This is a genomic window from Sinorhizobium sp. 7-81 (genome assembly GCF_030124405.1).
Lineage (GTDB): Bacteria > Pseudomonadota > Alphaproteobacteria > Rhizobiales > Rhizobiaceae > Sinorhizobium > Sinorhizobium psoraleae.
Genome location: NZ_JASKLT010000008.1, coordinates 189164 through 215540, shown reverse-complemented (window position 1 = coordinate 215540; position 26377 = coordinate 189164). Strand labels below are relative to the sequence as shown.

The window sequence follows — 26377 nt, the reverse complement described above, 5'->3', positions numbered from 1 at the left end:
CAGCCGGCTTTACTGCTCTGTAGCGCCGCGTCTTGCCAGACGACAAAGGACGCTGAGCACTTTCAATTGCTGCATGTTCTCTTAAATGGGCTACGATTCAAGGGAACATGCAGCGGACGCTTCCGCAGCCGCCCGGTCGCGCAGAAGCCGGCGGATCACCTTCCCCGACGTGGTCAACGGCAGGCTGTCGACGAACTCGATCTCGCGCGGGTATTCATGCATGGAGAGCCTCGTCTTCACCCAGTTGCGAATCCCGGCCGCGGTCTCCTCATCGGCAGAGGCGCCGGGTCTCAGCACCACATAGGCCTTGACGATTTCCGTGCGGAGCGGATCGGGCTTGCCGACAGCCGCCGCCAATTGAACGTCCGGGTGGCCGGCCAGGCAATCCTCGATCTCGCCGGGACCGATGCGGTAGCCCGACGAGGTGATGACGTCGTCGTCACGCCCGAAGAAGGTGAAATAACCCTCCGTGTCCATCACGCCCTGATCGCCGGTCGTCATCCAGTCCCCGATGAACTTCGTTTCCGTCGCCTGCTCGTTGCGCCAATAGCCGAGGAACATCACCGGGTCCGGGCGCCGCACAGCCACCTGCCCGATCGTGCCCGGCGGCAGGACGCGACCCTCGCCGTCAATGATCGCCACACGATGGCCAGGCGCCGCCTTGCCCATGGAGCCGGGCTTCAAGACGCCGAGATTTGCCGCCGAAGAGATCACGATATTGCATTCCGTCTGGCCGTAGAATTCGCTGACTTCGATCCCGAGCGCAGCCTTTGCCCATTCGAAGGTCTCGCGCCCGAGCGACTCACCCGCAGAACCGATCGTGCGCAGCGTGAGGGCGTAGTGGTCGCGGGGTCGGTCGACGGCCTTCAGGAGCCGAAGCGCCGTCGGCGGGATGAAGGCGTTGCGGACGTCCATCTCTTCCATGATCCGGAAAGCCACATGCGGATCAAACTTCTGGGCCGGCGACGAAACGACCGGCACGCCGAGCAGCAGCGACGGCAATAGTGCGTTCAGCAAACCGCCAGCCCAGGCCCAATCGGCCGGGGTCCACATCCGGTCGCCCGGGCGCGGCAGGAAATGATGATGGAACTGGAAGCCCGGCAAATGGCCGAGCAGGACACGATGGCCGTGCAGCGCGCCCTTTGGCGGCCCTGTTGTCCCGGAGGTATAGATCATCAGCGCCGGATCATCCGGCGTCGTCTCGGCCGCCGCAAAACGCTTCCCGCTGTTCGCGAGCCGGTCGAAACGAACCGTCCCGGGCTCATCCGCCTCTTCCGCAAGCACGATGAGGCCGAGTTCCGGCAACTTCGCCCGGATCGCCGCAAGCCGCTCATAGCCGAACCGATTGGTGACGATCGCCGTCGCCCCGGCATCCAGCAGGCGATATTCGAGCGCATCGACGCCGAACAGCAAAGCAAGCGGCAAGGCGATCGCGCCAAGCTTGTAGATCGCGGCATGCGAAATCGCGGCCTCGAAGCCCTGCGGCAGGAAGATGGCGACACGATCGCCGCGCTTCACACCATGATCCGCCAATCCACCGGCAAAGGCGGAAGAGCGCGCCGCGAATTCACCGTAGGTCAGGGACAGATGCCCGCCGTCAGGCCTGAAATGCTGAAGGCAGACGCGCTCCGGTTCGCGCTCCGCCCAGGCATCGCTGACCGCAACACCGATGTTGAAGTGCTTCGGAATCCGCCAGCGGAAATCGCGGTAAAGTTCGTCGTAATTTTCGATTTTCGGGAGCATGGGCCGCCGCAACAGAACTTTTCCGCCACGCAGCTAGCATTTTCACCCCCGTCTGTTCAATGGAGGGGCGGCTGCGGGTACGTGTCCGACGATCTGCGGGGATGTAGTGGTGCCCCATGCCGGGGTCGAACCAGCACTCCTTTCGGAACTCGATTTTGAGTCGAGCGCGTCTACCAATTCCGCCAATGGGGCCAAGGCTATGATGTCAGCGGTTTGCGATTTACACGATCGATTTCGCGGCGGTCAACCGCGAAATTGCATTTCGGCCTCCGGCGATCACAAAAGCGTGCAAACTCTGTATTATGCGGGCAATTTACAGCGACGCTGATCCTTTTTAAGAAGGCGTCGTATTTGTACGGCCGGCATCGCCGTCCGCCGTTTCGCATAAGCGCGAGGTATCCATGACCGCAGCTTCCGTCGCTCAACGCCAACACCTTGTTGGCGCCGTACTCGTCACGCTCGGCATGGCGGCAACTGTCGGCGGCGCGCTTGGTTTCGAGCACATCGGCGGCTACATCCCTTGTGCGCTTTGCCTGCTGCAGCGCAACCCCTATTACTACGGCATTCCGCTCGGCATCCTGGCAATCGTCGCGAGCGCCCTCAAGCTGCCGGCATGGATCACGCGAACGCTGCTCCTTCTCGTCGGCATCCTGATGCTCGTCGGCGCCGGCCTGGGCGTCTATCACTCAGGTGTCGAATGGCATTTCTGGGAGGGACCGTCGACCTGCGCGACGACCGCCCAGGGCGTTTCGTCCGATGTCGGCGATCTGCTCGGCGATCTCGATGCCAAGCACGCCCCCTCCTGCACGGATGCAGCGCTCCGGGTGTTCGGCCTTTCCTTCGCCGGCTGGAACGTGATCGCAAGCCTCGTTCTCGCGGCGATCGCTCTGCGCGGGGCCGCCAAGGCCTGACGCTGCTTTCGCCTTACAGCGCTGCGCGTCCTATCAAACGCAAACACGCTGTAGGGTTTGAATTGCTGGATGTTTTTATCGTTGAATCGGCGACGATCTAAGGAAACAGGCAGTAGGCCCGACCGTTACGGCTGCAGTTCGACATCCCAATAGAGATAGTCCATCCAGCTTTCATGCAGATGGTTCGGCGGGAAAAGCCGGCCGTTGTTGTGCAGGTCCTGCACCGTCGGGTGATAGGGCTTCTGGTGAGGGAACATGTTGGCCTGTTTCGGCAACTTGCTGCCCTTGCGCAGATTGCAGGGCGAACAGGCCGCCACGACATTCTCCCACGTCGTCTGGCCGCCATGGGCGCGCGGCACCACATGGTCGAAGGTCAGATCGTCAGGCGATCCGCAATACTGGCATTCGAATTTGTCGCGGAGGAAAACGTTGAACCGGGTGAATGCCGGATGACGCGACGGCTGCACGTAGCTCTTCAGGCAAACGACGCTCGGCAGCCGCATCGAAAAGCTAGGCGACGAGACCGAATGTTCGTATTCAGCAAGGATTATGACGCGGTCAAGGAAGACGGCCTTGATCGCGTCCTGCCAGGACCAGAGCGACAAGGGGTAATAACTCAGCGGCCGGTAGTCAGCGTTCAAGACGAGCGCCGGCAAGGCCTGAGGTGAGACTGCAATCGTCAAGCGTATTCTCCTGATCGATTCGGCATCTGCACCTTCTATATTAGGCGCGTTGCGACAGGATTGTGAAGCCACAAAGAAAAACGACGCGAAGGATTCGCTTTTTTCTTCAAGGCGTCACCGGCATCGCATCGCGCCGCATTTCCTGTGCATAATAGGCCCAGAACAGCCGGGCGGCGACGCTGCGCCACGGTGACCAGGAGGTCGCGAGCGAATCGATCTCGCTTGCCGTCGGACGCAGATCGAAGTCGAGCGCGTGGCCGATGGCGTTCTGCAGGGCAACATCGCCGGACGGAAAGACGTCCGGATGGCCCGCGCAGAAAAGCAGGTAGACTTCCGCCGTCCACCGGCCAACGCCCTTGATCGCCGTCAGTTCGCGAACCGCAACAGCGGCGTCCGCATCGCAGATGGCGTCGAGGTCGATCTCGCCTGCATGTGCGGCTGCCGCGACGCGACGCAGGGTGTCGGCCTTGGCGCGGGAAAGACCGAACTGCCGGCAATCTTCGTCGCCAAGCGAAAGAACTGCGGCCGGACTGATCTCGCCAAGGGAGGCCTCCATGCGCCGCCAGATCGCGGCAGCGCTCGCCTTCGAGACCATTTGCGAAACGATGATATTGGCAAGACCGCGATAGCCGGGATCGGTACGCCTGAGCGGCACCGGCCCTGCCTTGGCGACCACATGCTCGAGACGGGCGTCGAGCATCACCAGACCGGCAAGCCCGGCCTCGATGTCCTCGTGTGTCCGGATGATCCGCATACGCCCTCCACTGCATCTTTCCTTAAATCCTAACCGATTTAAAGACAAAAACATGCAGGAATTCAAAGTGCTGCAGCGTCCTCCGTGCGACTGAAAAGACGCACGGCGCTGTAGAAAGCGGATGACCTCTATACCTCTTCCATGCAAAGGGAAACGATGACCATTTTGCCAGAGCAACCCGTTTTTCGCTTCGCGCCGAGCCCGAACGGCCTGCTGCATCTCGGCCACGCCCTGTCCGCCATCCTCAATCATGACATGGCGGCCGCCACGAATGGTCGCTTCCTGTTGAGGATCGAAGACATCGACCGGGCGCGCTGCCGGCCGGAGTTCGAAGCGGCGATCTTCGAGGATCTCGCCTGGCTGGGGCTTGCCTGGGAACAGCCGGTCCGGCGCCAGTCAGACCATCTCGATCTTTACGCCGAGACGCTTCAGCGGCTGCGGACCATGGGCGTCGTCTATCCGTCCATCATGACCCGCGGCGATATCCGCTCAGCCGTGGCTGCGGCAGAAGCCGAGGGCACGGTCTGGCCGCGCGATCCGGACGGATCGCCTCTCTATCCGGGCCACGAGCGCGAGCTCTCGCCTCGCGCGCAGGCCGCCCTTGTGGCCGGCGACCGGCCCTATACCTGGCGCCTCGACGTCGCCAAGGCGATCAAGCTCGTTGCCGAACCGCTGACATGGCGGGAAACGGGGGCCGGCCCGACAGGTGAAACGGGCCTGATCACAGCCGATCCGGCCGGTTGGGGCGACGTGATCCTTTCGCGCTCGGATGCGCCGTCGAGTTACCATCTCTCGGTGGTGGTCGATGATGCCCTGCAGGGCGTCACCCATGTCGTGCGTGGACGCGACCTCTATCTTGCAACCTCCGTCCACCGTCTGCTTCAACGGCTTCTCGATCTGCCGGAGCCGGTCTACCTGCATCATCGACTTGTTCTTGGACCGGACGGGCGGAAATTGTCGAAGAGCAATCAGGACACGGGCATTGCCGCCTTCCGCGTCGCCGGGCGTTCGCCGGCGGACGTCCGCGCCATGGTCCTCGAGGGCGCATCATGAACGATGTTCGCCCGCTTACCGCACCGGCTCATGTGGATCACGATCATTGCAAGCCGGCGGTCACTCGTCCCGCGTCGCCTGGAAGCTGCGCATGACCATGCGCCTCACCCTGAACTTCATGATTGCGGCGTTGATCTCCGCTCCGATGATGAAGATGGCACCGATCATGTAGAGGAAAACCAGCACGATCACGACCGAGGCGAGACCGGCATAGGTCGCGACGTAATTGGAGAAGGTCGAGATGTACGAAGCGAATGCATAGGCGCCGACCGACCACAGGAGCAGCGTCAGAACGATGCCGGGCAGCACGTCGACGATCTTGCGGTGCCCGGCGGGTAGCCACAGATGCGATACCAGAAGCCCGCAAGTCACCATCACCAGCGCCAGCGCCAACCCCCAATTGTCCACCGTCGCCAGCACCGCATCGAGCCAAGGCAGCCACTCGTCGGCATTGCGGACGGCGAGCGGTACGGCGACGAGCAGGATGCTGACGGCGGCGAGAATGAGGACGGCCGCGAGCACGAAGGCAAGGCTGGAGAGACGGGTGAAGTACCAGGGACGGCTTTCGGCGACCCTATAGGCTCTGTTGAGCGCGATCCGGAGCGCTTCGACCCCATTCGAGGCGAAATAGGCGGCCGCCAGCACCGAAATGGTGAGCAGGCCGCCGCGCTGAACCGTCAGCACCTCCACGATCTCGTCCGCCACGGGTTTCGCGATCGATTCCGGCCAGGCGTCGAAAATCAGATGGACGGCAGTCACCGCAAATTGGTCGGCGCCGAGAAAGCTGCCGAGTGCCGTACCAAAAATCAGGAACGGAAACACGGCCATCAGAGAGGAAAGGGCAACGTGGCTTGCCATAGCCCAGCCGTCGTCCTCGCTGAAGTGCCAGAGCGCATCGAATATGACCTTCCAGATGACGCGAACGAGGGCTGGCATTCCATCTCCGAGCTTGCGGCATCCACTCGGAATGACGCGAGTGTACACATGCAATTCAATTTGTATCCCAGCGATGAATATGGGAAACGGGGGATGGATTTCTACAGGAATCGACCGGATGCCCGATCGCCCCGCCATCATCGTCACCGGCTGTTCTTCCGGCATCGGAGCCTATTGCGCCCGCGCCCTGAAGGCGGACGGCTGGCGCGTATTCGCGACCGTTCGCCAGCCGCAAGATCAGGCGGAACTGGAGGCCGAAGGCATCGAAACCTTCATCATGGACTACACCAGACCGGAAACGATCATAGCGCTTGTGGAGGCGGTGATGGCCCGTTCCGGCGGGCGGATCGATGCGCTCTTCAACAACGGTGCCTATGGACAGGCGGGCGCGGTCGAGGACCTTCCGCCCGAGGCGCTCAGGCTGCAGCTCGAAACCAACGTCGTCGGCTGGCATGACCTGACGCGCCGCGTGATACCGGCGATGCGCGCACGCGGCCATGGCCGCATCGTCCAGTGCTCCTCGATCCTCGGCATCGTCCCCTACCGCTGGCGGGGCGCGTATAACGCCTCGAAATATGCGCTCGAGGGACTGTCGCTGACCCTGAGAATGGAGCTTGCCGGCAGCGGCGTCGACGTCAGCCTGATCGAGCCCGGGCCGATCGCATCGAAATTCACGGCCAATGCGATACCCTATATCGAGCGTTTCATCGATCTCAAGAATTCCGTCCATCGCACGGAGTACGAGCGGCAGATGCGACGCCTGCGCGGCGAAAGCAAACCGGCGTCCGGCAAGCTCGGCCCCGAGGCGGTCTATGTCGTCTTGAAACATGCGCTGACGTCACGCAGGCCGCGGCCGCACTATATAGTAACAAGACCCGCCAAGCAGGGTGCGCTGCTGAAGAAACTCCTGCCGGCCGCTCTGTTCTATCGCATCATCGGCCGCCTCGGCTGACCGAACCGGAGGATATTCATCATGTCCAGTTTCTTCACCGGCCTGACCCTGCTCGTCATGGGCCTGGTCGTCATCGTCCTGATCCGTGGCCTCTTCAACATGGCCACGGGCGGCAGCGGCAACACGTCAAACAAGCTGATGCAGGCGCGCATCGTCCTGCAGGCGATCGCCATCGCTCTAATCATGCTGACACTTTGGATCACCGGCGGCGGACGGCCGAGCTAAGCGCAGGCAGGGGCACCATGGTAAGGCTCAACAAGATCTACACGAGAACCGGTGACAACGGCACCACGAGCCTCGTTTCCGGCCCGCGCCGTTCGAAGTCCGACCTTCGCGTCGAGGCTTACGGAACGGTCGACGAGGCGAACGCGCTGGTCGGCCTCGCGCGCCTCCATACCGGCGACATGGCCGAACTCGACGCAATGCTGATGCGCGTTCAGAACGACCTTTTCGACCTCGGCGCGGACCTGGCGACGCCCGACACCGGCGAGAAGCAGGAGTATGAGCCGCTGAGGATCGCGGCCGCCCAGGTCACAAGGCTCGAGGCGGAGATAGACCGCCTCAATGCCGAACTCGAGCCCCTGCGTTCTTTCGTGTTGCCGGCCGGCAGCCCGGCTTCCGCAGCCCTGCATGTAGCCCGTACCGTCGCGCGCCGCGCCGAACGGCAGATGGTGGCGCTTGGGCAGACGGCCGGCGAGATCGTCAGCCGCGATGCAATCGCCTATATCAATCGTCTCTCGGACTTCCTTTTCGTCGCGGCCCGCTGGGCAAATGACAAGGGACGCGCCGATGTGCTTTGGGTTCCGGGCAAGAACAGATAACGTTCGTCAAGAATCGCGCTCGGGGGCCGCATGTTCATACCGCTTCACGACAGGAACACGCTGAAGCACATACGCATGCAGTATGTGACGATCGCCCTGATCGTCACCAACATCGCCGTCTGGCTGGTTACCGGCCCGATCGCCACCGAGGAATTCGCGAATGCGGCAGTGCTCGGGCTCGGCTACATCCCGGCACTGATCTTCGACTACGCCACCCTCGATCCGTCGCTCGTCATCGTCCCCGACCAATTCACGTTCGTCACCTATTCGTTCCTGCACGGCGACTTCATGCATCTGGCGATGAACATGTTGTTTCTCTGGGTCTTCGGCGACAATGTCGAGGACGCGCTCGGGCATTTCCGTTTCCTCGTCTTCTACCTGCTGTGCGCGGCGGCAGGCGCGCTCGCACACGGACTGCTCGATCCCGCCTCGGAAGCGCCGCTGATCGGCGCTTCCGGCGCCATCTCGGGCGTCGTCGCCGCCTACTTCCTGCTCCATCCGAAGGTGCGGGTCTGGGTGCTCGTCCTCTTCCGCATTCCATTGCCGCTCCCCGCCGCGATCCCGCTCGCATTCTGGATCGGCCAGCAATTCTTCATGCTGGTGGTCGACTCCGGCAGCGGTGTCTCCTGGAGCGCTCATGTCGGCGGCATTGTCGCGGGGCTTTTGCTGGTGGTCATTTTGCGACGTCGCGGCGTTCCGCTTTTCGACCGCACGATCGTCACCCCGCGCGCCGTCGAGCATCGCGCGGAGCGAACCGACGAGATCGACGCCAGCGCCACTGGCACGCGAAAACCGCCTACACCTTGGGGACGTCCTACCTGAGACCTGATCTCAACGTGCCCTATTGGCGCCGATATAAAACGCGATTTCAATGCGTTGCCCCTGTGGCGGATGGCGCCCTTCGGGCCACTTGACGTTCCCGGCCTCACCTCTTGCCAGACCGCAAGCTTACGTGTACGTAAACGTAATTCAAAATCTCGGGATTATATCGATTTAGCTTCGCGGGCGACGATTGTAATTGGAGAAAAAACGCGTATCGATGTCGCCAACCGACAATCAGGCAGCTCTGTTAAGGGGCATTTTCCTGCGAAAGCTCTTGGAGGGAATGAATCCATGAAAGTACTTGTGACGGTTAAGCGGGTCGTCGACTACAACGTCAAGATCCGGGTGAAGGCGGACGGTTCCGGCGTCGAGCTTGCCAACGTCAAGATGTCGATGAACCCGTTCGACGAGATCTCGGTCGAAGAGGCGCTCAGGCTGAAGGAATCCGGCAAGGCGAGTGAAGTGGTCGTTGTCTCGATCGGCCCGGCCAAGGCCGAAGAAACGCTCCGCACCGCGCTCGCCATGGGCGCCGACCGCGCGATCCTCGTCGAGACCGAAGACCAGGTCGAGCCGCTCGCCGTTGCGAAGATCGTCAAGGGCGTGGCCGAAGCCGAACAGCCGGGGCTGATCATCGTCGGCAAGCAGGCGATCGACGACGATTCGAACCAGACCGGCCAGATGCTGTCGGCGCTGCTCGGCTGGGCCCAGGGCACCTTTGCCTCCAAGGTCGAGATTGCCGACGGCAAGGCTCAGGTGACGCGCGAGGTCGATGGCGGCCTGCAGACGGTGGATTTGAAGCTGCCGGCGGTCGTCACGACCGACCTGCGCCTCAACGAGCCGCGCTATGCTTCGCTGCCGAACATCATGAAGGCGAAGAAGAAGCCGCTCGACAAGAAGAGCCCGGCCGATTTCGGCGTTGAGACGACGGCGCGGCTGAAGGTTTTGAAGACTGAAGAGCCGTCGGGCCGCAAGGCCGGCGTCAAGGTCAAGTCGGTCGCCGAGCTCGTCGAAAAGCTCAAGACCGAAGCCGGCGTTCTATAACATCAGGAAAGGGAGACACTACTCATGGCCATTCTGCTTCTGGCTGACCACGACAATACGAACCTTTCCGACCAGACCGCCAAGGCGCTGACGGCAGCGACGAAGATTGGCGGCGACGTGCATGTGCTGGTCGCCGGCGCTGGCGCCAAGGCCGTTGCCGAACAGGCGGCAAAGCTTGCCGGCGTCGCCAAGGTGCTGGTTGTCGACGATCAAAGCCTTGCCAACAACCTCGCCGAGCCGCTGGCGGCAACGATCGTTTCGCTCGCCGGCTCTTATGACACGCTCATTGCCGCCGCCACCTCGGTCGGCAAGAACGTCATGCCGCGCGTCGCAGCGCTGCTCGACGTCTCGCAGGTGTCGGAAATCATCGAGGTGGTTTCCAGTGACACCTTCAAGCGGCCGATCTATGCCGGCAACGCCATCCAGACGGTGCAGACGACCGAAGCGAAGAAAGTGATCACCGTCCGCACCGCCTCTTTCGCCGCCGCTCCAGAAGGCGGCTCGGCGCCGATCGAGACGGTTGCGGCCGCCGCCAATCCCGGCCTTTCCAGCCACGTTTCCGATGCGCTGTCGTCCTCTGACCGGCCGGAACTGACCTCGGCGAAGATCATCATCTCCGGCGGCCGGGCGCTCGGCTCGTCGGAAAAGTTCAAGGAAGTGATCCTGCCGGTTGCCGACAAGCTCGGTGCCGCCGTCGGCGCATCTCGCGCCGCCGTCGATGCCGGTTATGCCCCGAACGACTGGCAGGTCGGCCAGACCGGTAAGGTGGTCGCCCCCGACCTCTACATCGCCTGCGGCATTTCCGGCGCGATCCAGCATCTTGCCGGCATGAAGGATTCCAAGGTGATCGTCGCCATCAACAAGGACGAGGAAGCGCCAATTTTCCAGGTCGCCGACTACGGCCTCGTCGCCGATCTTTTCGATGCGCTGCCGGAACTCGAAAAGGCGCTGTAACCACGCGTAAAACGCGTTTACCTCCGGCATGAAAAAGGCTGGAAAAAGCGCGGGCTTGGCATTAACAATCGTACCGGGCCGACCCAATCGGCCCGGTATTTTTATATCTGCGGCAGCAAAGCCGCCGAAATCTCTTGAAGATGGATGTTCGCTTCGATGATCAAGACTGTCGGAATTATTGGCGCTGGGCAGATGGGCTGCGGTATTGCCCATGTTTCAGCAGCGGCCGGATACAAGGTACAGCTCTATGATCTTGCTGCGGACCGCATCGAGGCCGGGCTTGCCACCATCAACGGCAATCTCGCCCGTCAGGTTTCCTCCGGCAAGATGACCGACGAGGACCGCAAGAAGGCGCTCTCCCTGATCAAGGGTTCCGCCGACATGAACGATCTCTCGCAGGCCGATCTCGTCATTGAGGCGGTGACGGAAGACGAAACGGTCAAACGCAAGATCTACGGGCAGGTTTGTCCGCTTATGAAAGCGGAAGCGATTCTCGCGACCAACACCTCTTCGCTGTCGATCACGCGGCTCGCTTCCGCGACCGATCGTCCGGAGCGCTTCATGGGCATCCACTTCATGAATCCGGTGCCGGTGATGAAGCTGGTCGAATTGGTGCGCGGCATCGCGACCGAGGAAGAAACGTTCAAGGCCGCGAAGGAATTCGTCGCCCATCTCGACAAGACAGTCACCGTCGCGGAAGACTTCCCCGCCTTCATCGTCAACCGAATCCTGCTGCCGATGATCAACGAGGCGATCTATACGCTTTATGAGGGAGTCGGCACCGTCGAAGCCATCGACACGGCGATGAAGCTCGGTGCGAACCATCCGATGGGGCCACTGCAATTGGCCGACTTCATCGGTCTCGATACCTGCCTTTCGATCATGCAGGTGCTGCACGATGGCTTGGCGGACTCGAAGTACCGCCCCTGCCCGCTGCTGGTCAAATATGTCGAGGCTGGTTGGCTCGGTCGCAAGTCAGGCCGCGGCTTCTACGACTATCGCGGCGACGTTCCCGTTCCGACGCGCTGACGGTCAGCTCCCGGCCATCGAGCCGAGCGCTTGCTCGATGAGCCGCTTGGCATCCTCGCTCTCCCAGGCGGCGGGGCCGTTCATCGATCCGATCAAGCACCCCTTCTCGTCGAGAAGCACTGTTGCCGGAAGGCCGAAAGCGAGGCCCTCCTTCTTGAGCGCGTTGAAGACTCCCATCGACGCGTCACGGTAGTAGCGGAGTTCGCGAACGCCGATCTCGTCGAGGAAGGCCTTCGGCTTGTCGTCGTCGCCAGTATCGATGTTGACCGCAACGACCTCGAAGCGGTCGCCGCCGAGCGCCTTCTGCAGCCCGTTCAGGGCCGGCATCTCTTCCCTGCAGGGCACGCACCAGGTTGCCCAAAGATTGACGAGGATCGTCTTGCCGGCAAAGGCCGCGAGCGTCAGCGGTTTACCATCCGGCCCCTTGAAGTCGAGGCCGCCGATTGGGCGCGGGTCGGCCGCCGGCGTCATGGCCGCAACCTGCCCTTTCATGAAGGGAGTCAGCGAGGCGATCTTCTGTTTGGCTTGCGGGCAGCTCCCGCCTTGAGCCGTTTGCGGCGCAGCGCCATCGCCAGGCCCTATGGCATTGCCAGACCCCGTCTCCTTCACGTATACCGCAGCCGCGCCGACGATCACGCCGAAAAGGGCGGCAAGCGCGAACAACCTGATGGCCAGCGGACTTTTCTTCTGGTCTGGCATTTCATTCTCCAAGGGCGGGCATCCTCATGGCTGACGGCAGTTCCGAGACGAAATCCTCCAACCAGATGTGGGGCGGGCGCTTCTCCTCGGGCCCGGATGCGATCATGGAGGAGATAAACGCCTCGATCGGCTTCGACAAGAAGCTCTATGCCCAGGATATCCGCGGCTCAATAGCGCATGCGACCATGCTGGCGCATCAAGGCATCATTTCAGCGGACGACAAAGACAAGATCGTTCACGGGCTCAACACAATCCTGTCAGAGATCGAAAGCGGCGCATTCGAATTCTCGCGGCGTCTCGAAGACATCCACATGAACGTCGAGGCGCGGTTGGCAAGCCTGATCGGTCCTGCTGCCGGCCGGCTGCACACGGCACGCTCGCGCAATGACCAGGTGGCCCTCGATTTTCGCCTCTGGGTGAAGGAGGAGCTGCAGAAGACCGAAAAGGCTCTGACGGCGCTCATTGCCGCCTTCCTGGATCGCGCGGAAGAGCATGCCGATACTGTAATGCCCGGTTTCACCCATCTGCAGACGGCACAGCCGGTCACATTCGGCCACCATTGCATGGCCTATGTCGAAATGTTCGGCCGCGATCGCTCGCGTGTTCGCCACGCGATCGAGCACATGGATGAGAGTCCGATCGGCGCTGCCGCCCTCGCGGGCACCGGCTTCCCGATCGACCGGCACATGACCGCAAAGGCGCTCGGCTTCCGCGAGCCGACCCGCAATTCGATCGACACCGTCTCCGACCGCGACTTCGCGCTGGAGTTCCTTTCGATCGCCTCGATCGCGGCGACCCACCTGTCGCGCCTGGCGGAAGAGATCGTCATCTGGTCGACGCCCCAATTCGGCTTCATCCGTCTGTCGGACGCTTTTTCGACGGGATCGTCGATCATGCCGCAGAAGAAGAACCCCGACGCCGCCGAGCTCGTGCGTGCAAAGACCGGACGCATCAACGGCTCGCTGGTCGCGCTGCTGACCGTGATGAAGGGCCTGCCGCTCGCCTATTCCAAGGACATGCAGGAGGACAAGGAGCAAGTCTTCGACGCGGCCGAGAGCCTCGAACTGGCGATCGCGGCGATGACCGGCATGGTGCGTGACATGACCGTGCGTGCCGACCGGATGAAGGCCGCCGCCGGCTCCGGCTATTCAACGGCGACCGATCTTGCCGACTGGTTGGTGCGGGAAGCGGGCCTCCCCTTCCGCGATGCCCATCACGTGACCGGCCGCGCCGTCGCGCTTGCCGAGCAGAAGGGCTGCGATCTCGCCGATCTCTCGCTCGCCGACCTGCAGTCGATCAACGCGGCGATCACCGAGAAGGTCTTCGACGTGCTCACCGTCGAGGCCTCGGTCGCAAGCCGCACCAGCTTCGGCGGCACCGCGCCGGCCGAGGTGCGCAAGCAGATCGCCTGGTGGCGCGCCCGCAACTAATGCATGTCGCCCGAAAGTGTGCAGCGGTTCGGGACAACGACATGCATGCAAGCAAAGACTTAAAGCGCGCCGCCTGGCTCCCATTGAATGCGACGCGCTTTGGGCGGCGCAGAAAAAGGGTGCACAAGGCCCTGAAAAATCGATAAGACATCGCACCGGAGCGGCGCGAGAAATCCGCCCGCTCCAACTCAATCGGCTCCCGTTCCGGCAAAGGAAAATGACGATGACATTGACGAAGGCAGCCCGGCTTGCGCTTGTGCTCGCTATCCCCGGGCTGGTTCTCATCGGTTGTGGGCGTAAGGGCGATCTCGACAGACCCGGCGCCACGACGCTCAACACGAAAGCGCCGGCCGGAACCGTCGAAGAGAAGGCTACGGTAGAGGACCGACCCTTCCTGCTTGATCCCCTCCTCTGAACCGAGCAAACGCCGTGAACCATTTCGAATACCGTGACGGAATTCTCTACGCCGAAGACGTCCCCGTAACGGACATCGCAAGAGCCGTCGGAACACCCTTCTATTGCTATTCAACCGCGACGCTGGAACGGCATTACCGGGTTTTCGCGCAAGCCTTTGCCGACGTTGACGCCATGGTCTGCTATGCCATGAAGGCCAATTCGAACCAGGCCGTGCTGAAGACGCTGGCCCGGCTTGGCGCGGGTATCGACGTGGTTTCCGAAGGCGAACTTCGTCGCGCGCTTGCCGCAGGCGTTCCGGCAAACCGGATCATGTTTTCCGGCGTCGGCAAGACCGCGCGCGAAATGGATCTCGCGATTGAAGTGGGCATCTATTGCTTCAACGTCGAGTCCGAACCGGAACTGGAGGTCCTGAACCAGCGGGCGCTGCGCGCCGGCAAGCAGGCACATGTTTCCTTCCGCATCAACCCCGACGTCGATGCGCGCACCCATGCCAAGATTTCGACCGGCAAGAAGGAAAACAAGTTCGGCATCTCCTGGGAGCGGGCGCGTGGCGTCTATGCCCATGCCGCCACCCTGCCCGGCATCAAGGTTACCGGCATCGACATGCATATCGGCAGCCAGATCACCGAGCTGCAGCCCTTCGACGATGCCTTCAAGCTGCTGCGTGAACTCGTCGATACCCTCAGGTCCGACGGTCACGTGATCGATCATGTCGATATCGGCGGCGGTCTCGGCATTCCCTACAAGGACGACAACAATCCGCCGCCGCTGCCCGATGCCTATGCCGAGATCGTCAAGAGCCAGCTCAAGGGTCTCGACTGCCGGATCGTGACGGAACCCGGCCGGCTGATCGTCGGCAATGCCGGCATTCTCGTCACCGAAGTGATCTACGTGAAGGACGGCGGTGACAAGACCTTCGTCATCGTCGACGGCGCGATGAACGACCTGATCCGCCCTACCCTCTACGAGGCCTACCACGAAATCCGGCCGGTAAGGATTTCCGCAGCCAACGCGCCGCGCATCAAGGCCGACGTGGTTGGCCCCGTTTGCGAAACCGGCGACTATCTGGCGCTTGATCGCGAAATGGCGATGCCGAAACCGGGCGATCTGTTCGCGATCGGCTCGGCCGGTGCCTACGGCGCCGTACAGGCGGGGACCTACAACAGCCGCCTGCTCGTGCCGGAAGTGCTCGTCAAGGGCGACCGCTTCCATGTCGTCCGTCCGCGCACGGATTACGATAGCCTGATAGGCCTCGACTCCGTGCCGGACTGGCTCGACTGAGCCAATCTCATTCGGTTTTCTGATCCTCACCGCGCAAAGCCGTGTGGCGATCACGTTTTTGTTGTCGCCCTCGTCTTCGCCACAAACGGTGCTATCCTGCGGTGCGAGGATCGACTACAGGCCGCGCGTCTTATCAAACGCGGAAAGGACGCTGTAGCACTTGGAATTGCTGCATGTTTTATCCTTAAATCGACTGCGATTTAAGGAAACATGCAGGAGAGTGATCATGAGCGACCGAAAGGGAACTTGGGCGGATGACGCAATTCGGGCGGGATAACACGCCACAACCGAAGCCGTTTGCCAGAATGCTGGCAACCAAGAGGTTTTTCGCTCGTTCGGTCCTTTTGGCGGAGCAGGTGCTGCCTCGCACTCTGATGCCAGCCTCGCTTGTCCTCTTGTTCCTTTCCGCAGGCTGGCTCGGCTTCTTCCGTGTAGCGCCGCTGTGGCTGCATGCCGCGATGCTTCTCGCCTTCTTCGCCGGACTGTTCTTTTCGCTGCTGCCGCTGACGCGGATCCGCTGGCCGGAAAACGCCGATGCGGACCGGATGCTCGAGGAGCGGAACTATTTGCCCCACCAGGCGATCCGCGTTCAGGATGACACGCCGGCGACGGATGGAGCTTTCGGGGCGGCGCTGTGGCGCGAGCACCAGGCGCGCATGGCGCGACTGGTGCGCGGTCTGGACACCGGCCTGCCGCGTCCCGACATCGCCCGTCACGATCCCCTCGCGCTGAGGGCGGTCCCCGTGCTGCTTGCCTGCCTGGCCTTCGCCTACTCCTATTCGAACCGCGCGGGGCTGGTAACGGACGCTTTCCGGCTTCCTCAGCAACAGGTCGTCGCGGCGGACATCCGCATCGATGCCTGGGTGACGCCGCCGGCCTACACGGGCCGCGCGCCGATTTTCCTGACTGGCCGACAGGATACGGGGCCGGCTCAGGAGCAGCCCCCGGCTCAAGAAAAAGCTCTCATCACCGTGCCGCAGTTCAGCGATTTGACCGTCAGGATAACCGGCGCCGGACCGGAGGCTCGCGTCAGCTATGCCGAAGCTGGCGGATCGGAGCCGATCGTCGTTCCGACTTCCGACGACAAGGCGGGATCGGAGCCGAAGAAGGAAACGCAGGACACAGCTCAGGCACCGCGAAACGGCGTCCGCAACCATCTCTACAAAATAACCAAGGACGGAACGCTTTCGGTCGGTGGGCAAAGCTGGAACTTCAAAATCACGCCCGACAGCGTCCCGGACATCGCTTTCGATGGCGCACCGCGCCCAACCGTGAATGCAGCGCTCGAAATAAGCTTCCTCGCGCATGACGACTACGGCATCGCGCAGGCCTGGGCGGAGATCAAGCCGGTCGATGAGCCGCCTGCCGGCGCCCGGTCGCTCTACCCTCCTCCTGAGTACCGCCTCGACTTGCCGCGTCGCAATGCCCGTGAGGCCAAGGGAACCACGAGCCGGAACCTCAGCGAGCATCCGCTCGCCGGAGAGCGTGTGCTTATCACCTTGGTCGCCCGCGATGCCGCCGGTCAGGAAGGCCGAAGCGTGCCTCAGGAAACAATCCTCCCCGCACGCCAGTTCTTCGAACCGCTCGCTGCCGCGGTTGCGGAGCAACGCCAGGTCTTCGCGCTCAATGTCAATGACCTGCCACGCGCGATCGATCTCAATGACGCGCTGACGCTCTATGCGGAGGAGACGATCCCGAACCTCACGCATTTCCTTCTGATCCAATCGGCACGTACGCGCATGACGCTCGCGCGCAATGACGACATGCTGCGGGACGCGGCCGACCATCTGTGGGAAATTGCGCTCGGCATAGAGGACGGAGACCTGTCGCTTGCCGAACGGCGGCTGCGCGACGCTCAGCAGGCGCTTTCGGACGCACTCGAACGCAATGCTTCCGATGAGGAAATCGCCAAGTTGATGCAGGAGTTGCGCCAGGCGATGCAGGAATACATGCAGGCACTTGCCCAGGAAGCCGCGAAAAATCCGCGCACGGCGGCCAACCCCGACCAGAACAACGTGCTGCGCCAGCAGGATCTGCAGAAGATGATGGACCAGATCGAAAATCTGGCCCGGTCGGGTGCGCGCGATCAGGCGCGCCAACTCCTGTCCGAACTGCAAAGAATGATGAACAACCTGCAGGCCGGGCGCATGCCGCAGATGGGCGAGCAGAACAACGCCATGCGCCAGCAGATGGACAAGCTTGGCCAATTGATGCAGCAGCAGCAACAGTTGATGGACGAGACCTTCAAACTGGACCAGGCGTTGCGCGACCGCATGCAGCGTGGCGACCCGCTGCAGGGCGAAGACAACGAACTTTTCGGTCAGGACATGCCTCAGGATCCCGGGCAGCGGAACGATCCCAACGCTCAGCCCAGCCCGCTTGACGACATGACCGCCGAACAGTTGAAGGAGGCCTTAAAGCAACTGAGGCAGCAGCAGGAGGGGCTTGGCAAGCAACTTGGTGAACTGCAGAAGGGCCTTGAAGACCTTGGCATCAAACCCGGCAAGGGCTTCGGCCAGGCACAGCGTGAAATGAAAGGCGCCGCCGACGCTTTGGGCGAAGGCCAAGGGGAACAGGCTGTCGGCAACCAGGGCCGGGCGCTGCAGGCGCTGCGCGAGGGCGCACAGGACATGATGAACCAGATGCAGGCCCAGGGACAGGGACAAGGTCCCGGACAGGGCGTTCCGCAATATGGCCAGAACGGTCGTGACCCGCTCGGCCGTCGCCAGCAGAACGTCGGCCCCGACTTCGGCGATCAGGTCAAGGTTCCGGACGAAATCGATACACAGCGCGCCCGCGAAATCCTCGACGCGATCCGCCGCAAGCTCGGCGACAGCCTGTCTCCGGAAGCTGAGCGGCAATACCTCGAACGCCTGCTCGACATGCGCTGACGACTGCGTGATTTCCTTAAACCGGATTCGATTTAAGCAGGAGTCGGCCCTCGCCGAGGCGGCGAAGGCCGGAAAGCGGAGGCCTCAGGCGACGAGTGCCAGGGCGACCGCCTTGCGGATATCGGGCAGCGAGAACGGCTTGGAAATCACATCGACAACCTTGCCGGAGAGATCGTCCGCGCGTTCGCGCTGTTCCGCGTAGCCGGTCATCAGCAGGATCTTGAGCGCGGGAAACGCGGCAGATGCCTGATGGGCCAATTCAATGCCGTCCATCACCGGCATACGGATGTCGGACAAGAGCAAATCAAAGGCCTGGCTTTGAAGGCAGGCGAGCCCGTCGGCTCCATCCCCGGCCTCGACAGTTTCATGCCCATCGAGTCGCAATGCGCGCGCCACAAATGAGCGCAAGGCATCCTCATCCTCGGTAATCAGGATTCTCGCCATCATGGCCTCCCGTCTTCGCTCCCATAGAGCGCCATGCGCCCCCTGGAATGCAAAGGACGCTCATCGTTTGAACTCGAGCATCATGCCTTCCGAAAATCGCTTCCGATTTCGAGCATATGCCGACGTCGCGCTTCAGAGTGGCCGAAGCCGTGACGCTCCTTCAAACAAACAGCTTTTCGTTTGCTTTCGGTAAACGCCGGAACGTCGATTTTCAGAAAAGGCCAGACATCGGTCGTTCTTCCGATCCAAGGACGGCAACGACATTTGCGCGTCGGAGCCTCGCTATCACTCAGCGTCGCCGGTGACGACGCCGACGAACGGCAGTTCGCGGAAGGCGTAGGCGACGTCCATGCCGTAACCCACGACGAAATGGTCCGGGCACTCGAAGCCGACATAATCCGCCTCCAGATCGACTCGCCGCTTCATCCGCTTGTCCAGGAGAACGGCGACCGTGACGTTGCGCGCGCCGCGCTCCAGAAGCAGATCCTTCGCGAAGCGCAATGTCCGGCCGGACTCGAGAATGTCGTCGATCAGCAAGACATCGCGATCGTGCACGTCGCTGTCGATATCCTTGGTGATCTTTACGCCCTTGGACTCGGTGCCCATGCCGTAGCTCGACAACGTGATGAATTCGACCTCCGGCGCGAGACCGGCGTCGTGCATGGCGCGGATCAGATCGGCAGCGAAGATGAACGAACCTTTCAATATCGAAATGACCAGCAGATCCTTGTGCGGACCGCGAACGATCGCGTCGGCCAGTTCGTGATTGCGGGCAGCGATCGTCTCGGCGCTGTAAAGGACTTCGATGTTCTTACCGCGAACGACGGGCATGCGGGGCTCTCCAGCGCTTAATTGCGGAAGACAGGAGCGCCTTCCCTTTCAGGCGCCGCTTAGCACAATCAGAGCCGAGAAACACTGGTTTCGGCGAAAGAAACCGTCACGTCAGGCATTTTCCCGCCCGCGTAAGGAAGGCGGGCAGCGAAATGACGGCTCTCGCCGGGTGCAATCGACGCGCCGTCGGGCATCAAACGCGTTGCAGTCACCTTCCGGCCATTGCTCCTGACGTCGACCACGACCAGCGGCAGATGCTGCTCGGTGCCGGAACGGTTGTCGATGCTTCCGTGGACCGAAAGCACACGCATGCCGCCGGCATAATCGAAGGAAGTCGTGACGCCACCGATCGACAGAGGTCGGGCGTCCGCCTGGTCTTCGTTGAAGAGGCCCACGATCAGAAGGAACGCCCCAAGGCCGAGGCCGCCGACCAGCCCAGCAAAACGTCGGGGCGGCATGGCGCGCAATCTCGTCTCGATAACGGTCAGAACCTGCCGAGCCGGTTTGCCGGCCTGCGCCGCAGAGAGGCGTTGACCACGCCGATTGTCGTTGAAGACCGGATAGGGGCTGGGCCGGACCGTGTTGGCGATGGTCTCGAATTCCGCGTCGACATAATTCGGGTTTCTAGACACGGCTCCGCTTGGGCGCGCATCCCGCTCCGGCGGAAGCAGATCGACACGTGCGGCGGTTTTTGAACGAAATGCCTGCATCGTTCCCCCTCGGGATCACTCCGGCTCTCCTTCCGACGCATCATGTGGCCGGATCGACGGCTCGACCGGCGCCAGCCTTGAGCGGAGCTTGCGGGCAATGCCTGTAACCGGCCTGTGCAAGAAACAGGGCATTGCATCAAATCCTTACGACACGTAAACCGAAATGGTTAATGTTTCGGAAAGAGGCCGTGAAAGCGGCGCCTTTTCATGGAAAATGAACCGCTGCTTAACCATCGTGCCGCACGCGGTTTAGCCTTGGCAGGCGTGCTGTCCTGCTGCATGTTTCCTCAAACCGGAGCCGAGTTAAGGAAACATGCAGCGATTCAAAGTGCTACAGCGATCTTTGCGCGTCTTATGGGACGCGCGGCGCCGTACGCTCGGACGATCGCTTCGCGGGTGTCGAAGGTCGTGAAGAGAGACTGGGCTGTCCCATTGATTCACTTTGAGAATGTCGGATTGCGCTATGGCATGGGACCGGAGATCCTCCGGGACCTGACATTCGACATTCCGCGCCGGTCGTTCCAGTTTCTCACCGGCCCCTCGGGCGCCGGCAAGACGACCTTGCTGCGGCTGCTCTTTCTGTCGCTGCAGCCGACGCGCGGCCTGATCCGAATGTTCGATCGCAACATCTCCTCCATCCCGAGAGACGAATTCCCGATGCTGCGCCGGCGCGTCGGCATCGTTTTTCAGGACTTCCGCCTGCTTGACCACCTGACGACCTATGAGAACGTTGCCCTGCCGCTGCGGGTGCGCGGCAAGGAGGAGGCAAGCTACCGCGCGGATGTCCTCGAACTTCTCAAATGGGTCGGCCTCGGCGAGCGCATCAACGTCCTGCCGCCGGTGCTTTCGGGCGGCGAGAAACAACGTGCGGCGATCGCAAGAGCTCTGATCGACCGGCCGGAGATCCTGCTTGCCGACGAGCCGACGGGCAACGTCGATCCGCCGATGGCACGCCGGCTGCTGAACCTCTTTCTCGAGCTCAACCGGCTCGGGACGGCGGTGGTGATCGCCACCCACGACCTGTCCTTGATGGATCAGGTCGAAGCCCGGCGCATGATCCTGTCACAGGGGCGGCTCGACATCTATGAATGAGAACAGCGTCCCCCGCCGCGAACCCGAGCCGCAGCAGCAACGCCGCGCCGAGATGCGCGTGCGCCCGACCGGTCCAATCGTTCCTTCGGCCAATGTCTCCGGCCATGCGCTGATGTGCGTTATCGCCATCATGTCGTTCCTCGCCTGCTTGACGCTCGGCGGCGTCAGCATGGTGCGAGCGACGGCGCAAAGCTGGCAGTCCCAGATCTCGCGGGAAATCACCATCCAGATCAAGCCGGACGACAATCTCGACATGGAGAAGGCGCTGGCCGATGCGCAGGACTTGGCTCTGACCTTCAGCGGCACCACGGGCGGGAAGATCATCGACCGGGCAGCCACGGCCCGCCTCCTGGAGCCGTGGCTCGGCGAAGGTCTCGACCTTGACGAACTGCCTGTGCCCCGACTGGTCGTCATTACCATCGACGAGAACAACCCGCCCGATTTCGCCGCCATGCGCGCGGCGTTGACGGAAACCATCCCGCAGGCCTTTCTTGACGATCATCGCACCTGGGTCGACCGCCTGGTGGCGATGGCCAACACCACCGCGATGATCGGAAGCGGCGTCCTTGCGCTGGTATTCTCCGCCATGGTCCTCACCGTCGTCTTCGCAACCCGCGGTGCACTGTCCGGCAACCGCCACATCGTCGAAGTACTTCACTTCGTCGGTGCGGAGGCGGGTTTCGTGGCCTCCGAGTTCCAGAAGCACTTCCTCCGAATCAGCCTGAAAGGCGCCGGTACCGGCGGTCTGCTGGCCGCACTTTCCTTCGCTGCCGCCAGCTTCTGGCAATCTCAAACGCTTGCCACCCCCGAAACGGACCAGGCGACGGCGTTGTTCGGACGGTTTGCCATCGGCTATACCGGTTATCTCGGCATTTTCGCGATCATAATCGTCATCGCTCTGCTGACGACTCTGACGGCGCGCCTTACAGTCATGAGGACGATCTACGAAATCGACCTCATCCGGTCGGATCCCGGCCGGACGGATACCTTTCAAAGCTGACAGCCATGAACCGCTCACGCCATCTATTCCTTGCCGCAATCTGCGGCTACTGCATGATTCATTAAATCGGAAGCGATTTAAGGAATCATGCAGCAATTCAAAGTGCTACAGCGATCTTTGCGCGTCCGATTGGACGCGCGGCGCTGTGTGTGAAGAGAATCACGATGGGGCGAGAATTACGCGAGAGCGGAATGGCCGAGAGGGGCAGATGGCGGGAGAGAGCCGCGCGCCGCCGCCGGTCCCGCAGCTTGTTGCGCAAGCTGCTGCGCCGGACCTTTTTCGTGCTGCTCGTATTCCTCGCCATTTTCATCGGCGGTTTCCTGCAATTTGCCGATACGGTCGCAACGCTGCAGCCGCCCACACATCCCAAGGCCGATGCAATCGTCGTCCTGACGGGCGGTTTCCAGAGGATCGATCAGGCGGTGGATCTCCTGAAAACGGGAGCAGGCAAGCGTCTGCTGATTTCCGGCGTCCACCCGACGACGACGGGAAGCCAGATACGCCGAAACACGCAGAGCTCGGCCGATCTCTTCAAATGCTGCGTCGACATCGGGCATGAAGCGATAGACACCATCGGCAACGCCCGGGAGGCCGCCCAGTGGATCCGCAACCGGGGCTACAAGAGCGTGCTTGTCGTCACCAACAATTACCATATGCCGCGCAGCCTTCTGGAGTTGCGGCGCGCCAAGCCCGACACGGATTTCATGGCCTATCCGGTCATCAATTCCGATCTGAGGACGACAAACTGGCTGCGCAACCCGCTGGTCCTGAAGGCCATTCTGCTTGAATACGCCAAATATTCCGTCGCCTCCGTGCTCGACATGATGGGCGCGCGTCCGACGAACGGCCTGAGGGCGGCCATTTCCTCTCGGGTGACCCCGGCGGAAGAGTAAAAGCGTGGCTACGCCCCGGAGCAAGCGGACGGCGACTTTTGCGCTGGTAAAGGCCTGCGGTGCCGTGGCAGCGGTTTTCCTTGGCGATATATTCGTGTAGGCAGCGGAGTGGCCGGCCCCCGGTCACCAATCGCCGCCTGCTGCATGTTTCCTTAAGTCGTAGCCGATTTAAGGAAACATGCAGCGCTTCAAAGTTCTACAGCGTCCTTTGCGCGTCTTAAGACGGGGGGGCGCTGTAGTCCGCATCGAGAGCCACCTGATGATCATCCTGCGTTCGATCCTTTTCAACCTGGTGTTTTATGCCAATCTGGTCGTCCAGATGATCGTATTGACGCCGATCTATTTCCTTCTTCCCCGCAAGAAGGCCTGGTTCGTGCCGAAGAATTGGGTGCGCAGCAATCATTGGCTCCTGGAGAAGATCGTCGGCACGACCTTCGAAATCGAAGGCTTGGAGAATATTCCGGATGGTCCCTATATTTTCGCGCCGAAGCATCAGTCCTTTTGGGATGCCTACGCGCTCCTGCCCTGGCTCGACGATCCGTTCTATATCCTGAAGCGTGAGCTTACCTGGATACCGCTGTTCGGCTGGTACATCATCAAGCAGCGCATGGTGCCGGTGAACCGCGCGGCGCGCGGCAAGGCGATGACCGATGTCATGGAGCGCACCAAGAACGAGATGGCGACCGGGCGGCAGTTGATTATCTATCCGGAAGGCACCCGCCGTCCCCCGGGCGCGCCACCTGAATACAAATATGGCATCGCCCGCCTCTACCGTGACCTGCAGGTTCCGGTCGTGCCCGTCGCCATGCACCCGGGCCTCTTCTGGCCGCGACGCAGATTCCTGCGCTTCCCCGGTCATTTCAAGGTACGCGTCCTGCCTCCGGTCGAGGCCGGCTTGGATCCGGATGCATTCCTCAAAAAGCTGATCGAGGTGACTGAGGCCGCAAGCGATGAGCTGCTTGTCGAGACGGTCAAGGCCAATCCGCATCTGCCGTTGCCGCCAACGGCGGAGCAGCGGCTGCGCGAACTCGGTCAGGCCTGAGCTGCGACCGCCCTACTGCATGTTTGCCTGAAGCGGAGCCGATTCAGGCAAACACGCATAATTCAAATGATTACAGCGACCTTTGCGCGTCCGATAAGACGCGCGGCGCTGCAGTCGCGGTCAATCGTGCAACTACGTCCTCCAGCCACTGGTCGCGGATGCCCATTTCTTTGAGATGAGCGAGCGTATTAAGGACATATTCGCTGTTCGGCCCGGACTTGCCGGATGCAATCGCGACGGTTTCCGCCGCTTCCGCCGCACTGAGCGCCCCGGCATATTGGGCGTGGCCGCGATCGATCACATAGGCAAGCGCCGGCACCCGGCGTCCGTCGGCGAGTTGGACCGGCATCGTCCGCTCCTTGTAGACCTGCGTCACCAACTCGCGCTCGCGCAGATAGCCGATCACATCGGACTTTTCGCTTCCCGGCACGCGAAATGCGGTGCCGATGCAGGAGCCGCCGTAGTCGAGGCCGAGCACCAGACCGGGCCGCTGCTCCGTGCCGCGATGCACCCAGGAGTGTACGCAGAGGGAGCGGCGGTACCCGAAGGCGCGTGCCGTCGACTTCTCCTCAAAACGGAAACCCGGGTTCCACATCAAGGACCCGTAGCCAAAGACCCAAAATTCGTCCATATCCACTGCCATTCATACACGCCGCTTTGCCACATGTCGCATCATTCACCGGCACGGTCGCGACCGATCGAGCCGAAACTTCTACGGCACACACTGCGGAACACGGAAGAGGCAGCCGGCCGCCGTATACAGGAATGGAAGATAGTTTGCAGGATCGGCAACCGCCACCCGGAATGGGATGAGAGAAAACCAAAAAGTTCTTTCGGCCCTTTCGTCTTCGATCGCGATGATCCGAAGCGGTTTCCGCCACAGCACCAATTGGAGTACGCGATTAGAATGACCGTCACCGATGTCGCCAACGGATCACCAGCCGGCAAGAAATTTCTTTGGCTGGCAGTGGGCATCGTGCTCGCCGCTGGCATTTATTCCGCCGGCTGGTTCTTTGCCGCGGACCAGATCGAAAAGCGACTGACAACCTATCTTTCCGAAAAACGGGAAAACGGTCTTGGCGGTGAGTGCACGGACATGGAAGTGCGGGGCTTCCCGTTCCGCATCGGTCTTTTCTGCGACAAGCTGCGCCTCGACGACAATCTTCGCGGCGCATCCGCATCCTTCGGCTCCCTGAGGACGGCTTCTCAGGTCTATCAACCGGGACGCGCGGTTGTCGAACTCGACGGCCCCGCCGAGGTCCGGATGTCTCCGGGCCTTACGGTTTCGGCCGACTGGACGCTGCTGCATGCGAGCCTCAACGCGACGATGTCGGGCCTGGAGCGCTCGTCGATCGCCTACGACAATCTCACCGGAACGGCGCGTTGGCCGCTGACGGGTGACAGTCTGGGCTTCGGCGCAAGCCACGGCGAGATGCACTTGCGTCAGAACGGCGAAGACCTCGACGCCGCCCTGAGCGTGGAGAAGCTCGACCTGCGCCCGGCGCAAGGACCGAGCCTCGCCTCCCCGGTCGATGTCGCAGCGGACGTCACCGTCGTTGGCAAAGCCGGGTGGATGCAGGCGGGTGCCCTTTCAGAACACATGCTGCGCGGTAGCAGCGGCGAACTGCGTCACTTGACCCTTGATGCGGGCGACGGAATGAGCGCGAAGCTCTCGGGTCCGTTCTCAGTGAATGATCAGGGCCTGATATCCGGCGAGTTTTCGCTGACCATTATGAATATCGATGCCTGGCACACGAGCCTCATGAAGGTCGTTCCCGAGGAGACGGACCTGATCAACAACATCGCGACCATGCTGAAGGCTCTGGCCGGCGGCAAGAATGAGGCAACGGTAAAACTCAACGTCCGCGACGGCACCGCCTTCCTGGCCTTCATTCCGGTTGGCGTGCTGCCGGCGCTCTGAAGCCGAGGCGGCGGTCTCCCGCCGCTT

At 61.9% G+C, this 26377-nt stretch carries 27 protein-coding genes and 1 tRNA gene; 18 read left to right on the top strand and 10 right to left on the bottom strand.

Translation table 11 applies throughout. The features are described 5' to 3' along the window. Positions 1-90 precede the first annotated feature (90 nt). Together QN224_RS24145 and QN224_RS24140 are read right to left on the bottom strand one after the other, a co-directional pair. Entirely contained in the window at positions 91-1743 is a 1653-nt protein-coding gene (locus tag QN224_RS24145) for an AMP-binding protein (protein ID WP_283978670.1), read from the bottom strand. Positions 1744-1850: 107 nt separating this feature from the next. Further along, positions 1851-1935: transfer RNA gene (locus QN224_RS24140), tRNA-Leu, on the bottom strand. 209 nt (positions 1936-2144) lie between these two features. Here QN224_RS24140 and QN224_RS24135 point away from each other — a divergent pair. After that, on the top strand, positions 2145-2654 hold the full coding sequence (locus QN224_RS24135) for a disulfide bond formation protein B (RefSeq protein WP_283978669.1): 510 nt from the start codon (positions 2145-2147) through the stop codon (positions 2652-2654). A 125-nt stretch (positions 2655-2779) separates the two neighbouring features. Here the strand turns inward: QN224_RS24135 and QN224_RS24130 are convergent, their stop codons facing one another. Both QN224_RS24130 and QN224_RS24125 read right to left on the bottom strand, forming a co-directional pair. After that, positions 2780-3337 (bottom strand): HNH endonuclease, encoded by a 558-nt coding sequence (locus QN224_RS24130; RefSeq protein ID WP_173509281.1) that lies wholly within the window; start codon positions 3335-3337, stop codon positions 2780-2782. A gap of 106 nt (positions 3338-3443) precedes the next feature. Then, positions 3444-4091, bottom strand: coding sequence for a DNA-3-methyladenine glycosylase (locus QN224_RS24125; protein ID WP_173509280.1), 648 nt, complete (start codon positions 4089-4091; stop codon positions 3444-3446). 156 nt (positions 4092-4247) lie between these two features. Between QN224_RS24125 and gluQRS the strand changes: the two genes are divergently transcribed. After that, a complete protein-coding gene (gene gluQRS, locus QN224_RS24120) occupies positions 4248-5144 on the top strand; it encodes a tRNA glutamyl-Q(34) synthetase GluQRS (protein WP_283978668.1) in 897 nt (298 codons plus the stop codon). 60 nt (positions 5145-5204) lie between these two features. Here the strand turns inward: gluQRS and QN224_RS24115 are convergent, their stop codons facing one another. Next, a complete protein-coding gene (locus QN224_RS24115; protein WP_269281783.1) occupies positions 5205-6080 on the bottom strand; it encodes a YihY/virulence factor BrkB family protein in 876 nt (291 codons plus the stop codon). A gap of 118 nt (positions 6081-6198) precedes the next feature. On the opposite strand from QN224_RS24115, the gene QN224_RS24110 reads away from it, so the two are divergent. From QN224_RS24110 to QN224_RS24080, 7 genes are all read left to right on the top strand, one after another. Next, positions 6199-7032 carry an SDR family oxidoreductase gene (locus tag QN224_RS24110; protein ID WP_283978667.1) on the top strand — a complete coding sequence of 278 codons (834 nt, stop codon included), beginning with the start codon at positions 6199-6201 and terminating at the stop codon, positions 7030-7032. A 21-nt stretch (positions 7033-7053) separates the two neighbouring features. After that, positions 7054-7257 (top strand): twin transmembrane helix small protein, encoded by a 204-nt coding sequence (locus tag QN224_RS24105; RefSeq protein ID WP_173509276.1) that lies wholly within the window; start codon positions 7054-7056, stop codon positions 7255-7257. A gap of 17 nt (positions 7258-7274) precedes the next feature. Continuing rightward, positions 7275-7853 carry a cob(I)yrinic acid a,c-diamide adenosyltransferase gene (locus QN224_RS24100; RefSeq protein WP_283978666.1) on the top strand — a complete coding sequence of 193 codons (579 nt, stop codon included), beginning with the start codon at positions 7275-7277 and terminating at the stop codon, positions 7851-7853. A gap of 30 nt (positions 7854-7883) precedes the next feature. Next, positions 7884-8675 (top strand): rhomboid family intramembrane serine protease, encoded by a 792-nt coding sequence (locus QN224_RS24095; protein WP_283978665.1) that lies wholly within the window; start codon positions 7884-7886, stop codon positions 8673-8675. Between the two features lie 291 nt (positions 8676-8966). Then, on the top strand, positions 8967-9716 hold the full coding sequence (locus QN224_RS24090) for an electron transfer flavoprotein subunit beta/FixA family protein (RefSeq protein ID WP_283978664.1): 750 nt from the start codon (positions 8967-8969) through the stop codon (positions 9714-9716). A gap of 24 nt (positions 9717-9740) precedes the next feature. Further along, positions 9741-10670: an electron transfer flavoprotein subunit alpha/FixB family protein gene (locus QN224_RS24085; protein ID WP_173509272.1), complete on the top strand. Its 930-nt coding sequence runs from the start codon at positions 9741-9743 to the stop codon at positions 10668-10670. Between the two features lie 156 nt (positions 10671-10826). Further along, entirely contained in the window at positions 10827-11699 is an 873-nt protein-coding gene (locus QN224_RS24080; RefSeq protein ID WP_173509271.1) for a 3-hydroxybutyryl-CoA dehydrogenase, read from the top strand. Positions 11700-11702: 3 nt separating this feature from the next. Here the strand turns inward: QN224_RS24080 and QN224_RS24075 are convergent, their stop codons facing one another. Continuing rightward, complete coding sequence (locus QN224_RS24075; RefSeq protein WP_283978663.1) at positions 11703-12398, bottom strand: TlpA disulfide reductase family protein; 696 nt, start codon at positions 12396-12398, stop codon at positions 11703-11705. A gap of 26 nt (positions 12399-12424) precedes the next feature. Here QN224_RS24075 and argH point away from each other — a divergent pair, with 26 nt between their 5' ends. The 4 genes from argH (at position 12425) to QN224_RS24055 (ending at position 18417) form a co-directional block, all read left to right on the top strand. Next, positions 12425-13828, top strand: coding sequence for an argininosuccinate lyase (argH, locus tag QN224_RS24070; protein ID WP_283978662.1), 1404 nt, complete (start codon positions 12425-12427; stop codon positions 13826-13828). Between the two features lie 223 nt (positions 13829-14051). Further along, positions 14052-14243 carry a lipoprotein gene (locus QN224_RS24065; RefSeq protein ID WP_283978661.1) on the top strand — a complete coding sequence of 64 codons (192 nt, stop codon included), beginning with the start codon at positions 14052-14054 and terminating at the stop codon, positions 14241-14243. Between the two features lie 14 nt (positions 14244-14257). Further along, the gene (lysA, locus tag QN224_RS24060; protein ID WP_283978660.1) at positions 14258-15526 is read left to right on the top strand and encodes a diaminopimelate decarboxylase; all 1269 of its coding nucleotides are present in this window, start codon (positions 14258-14260) and stop codon (positions 15524-15526) included. 254 nt (positions 15527-15780) lie between these two features. Further along, complete coding sequence (locus QN224_RS24055) at positions 15781-18417, top strand: TIGR02302 family protein (RefSeq protein ID WP_283978659.1); 2637 nt, start codon at positions 15781-15783, stop codon at positions 18415-18417. An 84-nt stretch (positions 18418-18501) separates the two neighbouring features. Here the strand turns inward: QN224_RS24055 and QN224_RS24050 are convergent, their stop codons facing one another. The 3 genes from QN224_RS24050 to QN224_RS24040 form a co-directional block, all read right to left on the bottom strand. After that, positions 18502-18861 carry a response regulator gene (locus QN224_RS24050; protein ID WP_136508849.1) on the bottom strand — a complete coding sequence of 120 codons (360 nt, stop codon included), beginning with the start codon at positions 18859-18861 and terminating at the stop codon, positions 18502-18504. Positions 18862-19146: 285 nt separating this feature from the next. Next, entirely contained in the window at positions 19147-19692 is a 546-nt protein-coding gene (hpt, locus tag QN224_RS24045) for a hypoxanthine phosphoribosyltransferase (RefSeq protein ID WP_283978658.1), read from the bottom strand. A 68-nt stretch (positions 19693-19760) separates the two neighbouring features. Then, a complete protein-coding gene (locus QN224_RS24040; protein ID WP_283978657.1) occupies positions 19761-20402 on the bottom strand; it encodes a hypothetical protein in 642 nt (213 codons plus the stop codon). A gap of 432 nt (positions 20403-20834) precedes the next feature. Between QN224_RS24040 and ftsE the strand changes: the two genes are divergently transcribed. The 4 genes from ftsE (at position 20835) to QN224_RS24020 (ending at position 24429) form a co-directional block, all read left to right on the top strand. After that, a complete protein-coding gene (gene ftsE, locus QN224_RS24035; RefSeq protein ID WP_167528349.1) occupies positions 20835-21494 on the top strand; it encodes a cell division ATP-binding protein FtsE in 660 nt (219 codons plus the stop codon). Then, positions 21487-22494, top strand: a complete 1008-nt coding sequence (locus QN224_RS24030; RefSeq protein WP_283978656.1) for an ABC transporter permease — start codon at positions 21487-21489, stop codon at positions 22492-22494. The genes ftsE and QN224_RS24030 overlap by 8 nt, the downstream gene beginning before the upstream one ends. Before the next feature lie 191 nt (positions 22495-22685). Beyond that, positions 22686-23387, top strand: coding sequence for a YdcF family protein (locus QN224_RS24025; RefSeq protein ID WP_283978655.1), 702 nt, complete (start codon positions 22686-22688; stop codon positions 23385-23387). Positions 23388-23646: 259 nt separating this feature from the next. After that, a complete protein-coding gene (locus tag QN224_RS24020) occupies positions 23647-24429 on the top strand; it encodes a 1-acyl-sn-glycerol-3-phosphate acyltransferase (RefSeq protein ID WP_283978654.1) in 783 nt (260 codons plus the stop codon). Positions 24430-24499: 70 nt separating this feature from the next. On the opposite strand, the gene QN224_RS24015 is transcribed toward QN224_RS24020, so the two are convergent. Next, on the bottom strand, positions 24500-25072 hold the full coding sequence (locus tag QN224_RS24015) for a gamma-glutamylcyclotransferase (protein ID WP_173509260.1): 573 nt from the start codon (positions 25070-25072) through the stop codon (positions 24500-24502). 264 nt (positions 25073-25336) lie between these two features. On the opposite strand from QN224_RS24015, the gene QN224_RS24010 reads away from it, so the two are divergent. Continuing rightward, positions 25337-26350, top strand: coding sequence for a DUF2125 domain-containing protein (locus QN224_RS24010; RefSeq protein WP_283978653.1), 1014 nt, complete (start codon positions 25337-25339; stop codon positions 26348-26350). Positions 26351-26377 lie beyond the last annotated feature (27 nt).

Bases quoted from the DNA above. Each gene is read 5' to 3' on its own strand.
- QN224_RS24095 (WP_283978665.1), top strand. From the start codon at position 7,884: ATGTTCATACCGCTTCACGACAGGAACACGCTGAAGCACATACGCATG.
- QN224_RS24050 (WP_136508849.1), bottom strand. From the start codon at position 18,861: ATGGCGAGAATCCTGATTACCGAGGATGAGGATGCCTTGCGCTCATTT.
- QN224_RS24145 (WP_283978670.1), bottom strand. From the start codon at position 1,743: ATGCTCCCGAAAATCGAAAATTACGACGAACTTTACCGCGATTTCCGC.
- QN224_RS24115 (WP_269281783.1), bottom strand. From the start codon at position 6,080: ATGCCAGCCCTCGTTCGCGTCATCTGGAAGGTCATATTCGATGCGCTC.
- QN224_RS24025 (WP_283978655.1), top strand. From the start codon at position 22,686: ATGGCCGAGAGGGGCAGATGGCGGGAGAGAGCCGCGCGCCGCCGCCGG.
- QN224_RS24135 (WP_283978669.1), top strand. From the start codon at position 2,145: ATGACCGCAGCTTCCGTCGCTCAACGCCAACACCTTGTTGGCGCCGTA.
- gluQRS (WP_283978668.1), top strand. From the start codon at position 4,248: ATGACCATTTTGCCAGAGCAACCCGTTTTTCGCTTCGCGCCGAGCCCG.
- QN224_RS24020 (WP_283978654.1), top strand. From the start codon at position 23,647: ATGATCATCCTGCGTTCGATCCTTTTCAACCTGGTGTTTTATGCCAAT.
- QN224_RS24110 (WP_283978667.1), top strand. From the start codon at position 6,199: ATGCCCGATCGCCCCGCCATCATCGTCACCGGCTGTTCTTCCGGCATC.
- QN224_RS24030 (WP_283978656.1), top strand. From the start codon at position 21,487: ATGAATGAGAACAGCGTCCCCCGCCGCGAACCCGAGCCGCAGCAGCAA.
- QN224_RS24085 (WP_173509272.1), top strand. From the start codon at position 9,741: ATGGCCATTCTGCTTCTGGCTGACCACGACAATACGAACCTTTCCGAC.
- QN224_RS24075 (WP_283978663.1), bottom strand. From the start codon at position 12,398: ATGCCAGACCAGAAGAAAAGTCCGCTGGCCATCAGGTTGTTCGCGCTT.
- QN224_RS24090 (WP_283978664.1), top strand. From the start codon at position 8,967: ATGAAAGTACTTGTGACGGTTAAGCGGGTCGTCGACTACAACGTCAAG.
- QN224_RS24015 (WP_173509260.1), bottom strand. From the start codon at position 25,072: ATGGCAGTGGATATGGACGAATTTTGGGTCTTTGGCTACGGGTCCTTG.
- QN224_RS24040 (WP_283978657.1), bottom strand. From the start codon at position 20,402: ATGCAGGCATTTCGTTCAAAAACCGCCGCACGTGTCGATCTGCTTCCG.
- QN224_RS24010 (WP_283978653.1), top strand. From the start codon at position 25,337: ATGACCGTCACCGATGTCGCCAACGGATCACCAGCCGGCAAGAAATTT.
- QN224_RS24055 (WP_283978659.1), top strand. From the start codon at position 15,781: ATGACGCAATTCGGGCGGGATAACACGCCACAACCGAAGCCGTTTGCC.
- QN224_RS24080 (WP_173509271.1), top strand. From the start codon at position 10,827: ATGATCAAGACTGTCGGAATTATTGGCGCTGGGCAGATGGGCTGCGGT.
- QN224_RS24065 (WP_283978661.1), top strand. From the start codon at position 14,052: ATGACATTGACGAAGGCAGCCCGGCTTGCGCTTGTGCTCGCTATCCCC.
- QN224_RS24105 (WP_173509276.1), top strand. From the start codon at position 7,054: ATGTCCAGTTTCTTCACCGGCCTGACCCTGCTCGTCATGGGCCTGGTC.
- argH (WP_283978662.1), top strand. From the start codon at position 12,425: ATGGCTGACGGCAGTTCCGAGACGAAATCCTCCAACCAGATGTGGGGC.
- hpt (WP_283978658.1), bottom strand. From the start codon at position 19,692: ATGCCCGTCGTTCGCGGTAAGAACATCGAAGTCCTTTACAGCGCCGAG.
- QN224_RS24100 (WP_283978666.1), top strand. From the start codon at position 7,275: ATGGTAAGGCTCAACAAGATCTACACGAGAACCGGTGACAACGGCACC.
- QN224_RS24125 (WP_173509280.1), bottom strand. From the start codon at position 4,091: ATGCGGATCATCCGGACACACGAGGACATCGAGGCCGGGCTTGCCGGT.